The organism is Streptomyces sp. NPDC058964, from assembly GCF_042741275.1.
Taxonomy (GTDB): domain Bacteria; phylum Actinomycetota; class Actinomycetes; order Streptomycetales; family Streptomycetaceae; genus Streptomyces.
Window position 1 is genome coordinate 1 of record NZ_JBHYKH010000772.1, and the last position, 2,957, is coordinate 2,957.

At 71.7% G+C, this 2,957-nt stretch carries 4 protein-coding genes; 2 read left to right on the forward strand and 2 right to left on the reverse strand.

What is annotated here, in order from left to right; all coding sequences use genetic code 11:
• Together ACFW2E_RS44490 and ACFW2E_RS44495 are read left to right on the forward strand one after the other, a co-directional pair.
• Positions 1-1,157: DUF2252 domain-containing protein (locus ACFW2E_RS44490; protein ID WP_384477185.1), on the forward strand; the 1,157-nt coding region annotated here is incomplete at its 5' end.
• A 300-nt stretch (positions 1,158-1,457) separates the two neighbouring features.
• Positions 1,458-1,727, forward strand: a complete 270-nt coding sequence (locus ACFW2E_RS44495) for a hypothetical protein (protein WP_384477188.1) — start codon at positions 1,458-1,460, stop codon at positions 1,725-1,727.
• 19 nt (positions 1,728-1,746) lie between these two features.
• On the opposite strand, the gene ACFW2E_RS44500 is transcribed toward ACFW2E_RS44495, so the two are convergent.
• Positions 1,747-2,331 carry a hypothetical protein gene (locus ACFW2E_RS44500; RefSeq protein ID WP_384477191.1) on the reverse strand — a complete coding sequence of 195 codons (585 nt, stop codon included), beginning with the start codon at positions 2,329-2,331 and terminating at the stop codon, positions 1,747-1,749.
• A 2-nt stretch (positions 2,332-2,333) separates the two neighbouring features.
• Positions 2,334-2,957 (reverse strand): M48 family metalloprotease (locus ACFW2E_RS44505; protein WP_384477194.1); only part of this gene is annotated, 624 nt, incomplete at its 5' end.

Genomic DNA, 2,957 nt, shown 5'->3' on the forward strand with positions numbered 1-2,957 from the left:
CGTTCGCGTTCCTGCGCGGCGCGGCCGCCGTCATGGCCTCCGACCTCGCCTCGCAGCCCAGCACCGGGCTGACCGTGCAGCTGTGCGGCCACGGCCATCTGCTCAACTTCGGGGTGTACGCCTCCCCGGAGCGGGCGCTGCTCTTCGACCTCAACGACTTCGACGAGACCTTCCCCGGGCCCTTCGAGTGGGACATCAAACGGCTCACCGCCAGTGTGGCGGTGGCCGGCCGGGACAACGGGTTCCCCGAGGCCAGGGTCCGTGCCGCGGTCCTGGCCGCCGTCGCCGCCTACCGGACGTCCATGCGGCGGCTGGCCGAGCTCGGCGAGCTCGTCGTCTGGTACGAGCGCATCGATGCCCAGAGCCTGCTCACCTACGCCCGCTCCGCCCGTCGCCGCGGCCAGGTCGAGTCCACCCTCACCCGGGCCCGGCGCCGCACCAGCCTGCAGGCCCTCGGCAAACTGACGGAGGTGGTCGACGGGCGGCCGCGCATCATCCAGGACCCGCCGCTCCTCGAACCCGCCGGCGCCCCCGACATGGCCTCCCTGCGCAAGATCTTCAGCGACTACCGCTCCACGCTCACCGAGGACCGCCGGGTCCTCCTCGACCGCTACCGCTTCGTCGAGGCCAGCCGCAAGGTCGTGGGCGTCGGCAGCGTCGGCACCCGCTGCTTCATCGTGCTCCTGGCCGGACGGGACCAGAACGACCCGCTGTTCCTGCAGATCAAGGAGGCCACGAAGTCCGTACTGGAGCAGCACCTGCCCAGCGGTCCGTACGTCCACCCCGGACACCGTGTGGTGGCGGGGCAGCGGCTGCTGCAGGCCGCCAGCGACATCTTCCTCGGCTGGATGACCGGACCGCAGGGCCGCGCCTTCTACTGGCGCCAGCTGCGTGACATGAAGGGTTCGGCCGACGTCGCCGCGATGGCGCCCGCCGGGCTCGTCGAGTACGCGAGGCTGTGCGGCACCACGCTGGCCCGCGCCCACGCCCGCTCCGGCGACCGCATCGCCATCGCCGGATACCTGGGCACCACCGACACCTTCGACCGGGCCATCGCCGACTTCGCGCTGAGCTACGCCGAGCAGTCCCTCGCCGACCACGCCGCGCTCGGTGCCGCCATTGCCGCGGGCGTGGTGCAGGCGTCGCCGGGGGTTTGAGCCGCCGTTCCGTGAGGCCGGTTCAGGCGTGTCGCTCCCGCAGCGCGGCCACATGGGCCTCGAGCCGCCCGCCGAGCGGCTCGGGTGGCCCCTGCCCCAGCCGTTCGGCAGAACGACGGCGGCCCGCCCGGGACCGCCGTCGCACTCCGGCGAGGGCGTTCGCCGTCGTACTCGTGAGTGAGGGAGACGAGCTCGCTCATGACGCCCATTCACCCACGGAAAATGGGGATGCACTCCGAGTGACCGCTTCCCTACGCTGGAGTCACGCCGATCACACACCGAAACGAACGGAGGACCGTCATGGGCACCGTCGTCCTGTCCGGGACCGCCGTCCTGGTGATCCTCGGATTCGGAAACCACACCTGGTGGCTCGCCGCCGTGGCCCTGCTCTTCCTGTACGTGCGCCACGGGCGGGGCGGGACCCCGTCCGCCGGGGGAGCACAGCCGGGCGCGCCCACCACCTACCAGGCCTACCGTGAGCGCCGTGACCGTCAGGCCAAGTGGGAGCGCCGCTACCGTCGCGAGCGCCCCTTCGAGGCCCGCCGTCAGGAGCGCGAGAAGAGCGGGTGAGCCACGCGGGAGCCTCCGGTCACAGGCCGGGGGCTCCCCACACCGGGAACCAGCGGCTCAGATCCTGCTCGATCCGCAGGTCGTTGGCGAGGAGCGTCTTCATCTGGAGCTCCAGCGCGTTGTCGCGCCGCTGTGCGGTACCGGGCAGCGGCGCGAACGGATAGAACGCACCCCGTTTGTAGAGATACACGAGGGCCAGGGCGCGGCCGGAGTCGTCCCGGAACCCCACGAGCGAGCAGAGCAGCTGCGGGCCGAAGCCGTTGACCTCCATCGAACTGTTCACCGCGTGCAGGTCGTTGACCAGCTGCGGGAGCTGATCCGGAGCGCGCTGCGAGACCAGCCAGGAGTAGCCGTAGTCGTCCTGCCGCAGTCCCACCGGAGGGCCACTGCGGTCCGCGTCCGCGTCGAGGAGCGCCTGGACCTCCCGGTGCGTCTGCTCGAAGGCCGCGCCCTCGACCGTGGCGAAGCACACCGCTCCCTCCCCGGTCGGCGCGAACCCGGCCGCGGCCTGGAGCGTCACGGCCGCCGACGGCAGCGCGAACAGCTGGTCGAGGTCGGGTGCGAGGGGCTTCGTACGGCCCAGCAGGATGTCCAGCAGCCCCATGCTCAGCCCGCCTTTCCCGGCGTCGCCGCCTCACCCAGCTCGGTGGAGATCTGCCCCAGCTGTTCCAGTCGCTTCTCCAGGCTGGGGTGGGTCGAGAGGAACCCGGCCAGTCCGGGCTCGGAGCCCAGCGCCGGTGTGAAGAAGAAGGCGTTGAACGCCTGGGCCGTGCGCAGGTCCTGGGTCGGGATGCGGGCGATGTCGCCGGAGACCTTGGTGAGCGCGGAGGCCAGCGCGGAGGGGCGCCCGGTGAGGTGCGCGGCCGCGCGGTCCGCCGCCAGTTCACGGTACCGGGACAGGGCCCGGATCAGCAGGAAGCTGATCGCGTACACGGCCGCCGAGACACCCATCACGACCCCGAGGACGGCGATGGTGTTCTGGTCCCTGCGGCCGCGGAAGAGCTGTGAGTAGAAGGCGAACCGCACCATCAGGCCGGCCAGCACGCCGAGGAAGGACGCGACCGTGATCACGGCGACGTCCTTGTGCGCCACGTGCGACAGCTCGTGCGCCAGCACGCCCTCCAGTTCGGCGGGCTCCAGCCGCCGCAGCAGGCCCGTCGTCACGCAGAGGACGGCATGGTCCGCGCTGCGTCCTGTCGCGAACGCGTTCGGCAGGTCCATGCTCGACAC

Excerpts from the sequence above, each read along its gene's own strand:
- ACFW2E_RS44495 (WP_384477188.1), top strand. The coding sequence starts at position 1,458 with ATGGGCACCGTCGTCCTGTCCGGGACCGCCGTCCTGGTGATCCTCGGA.
- ACFW2E_RS44500 (WP_384477191.1), bottom strand. The coding sequence starts at position 2,331 with ATGGGGCTGCTGGACATCCTGCTGGGCCGTACGAAGCCCCTCGCACCC.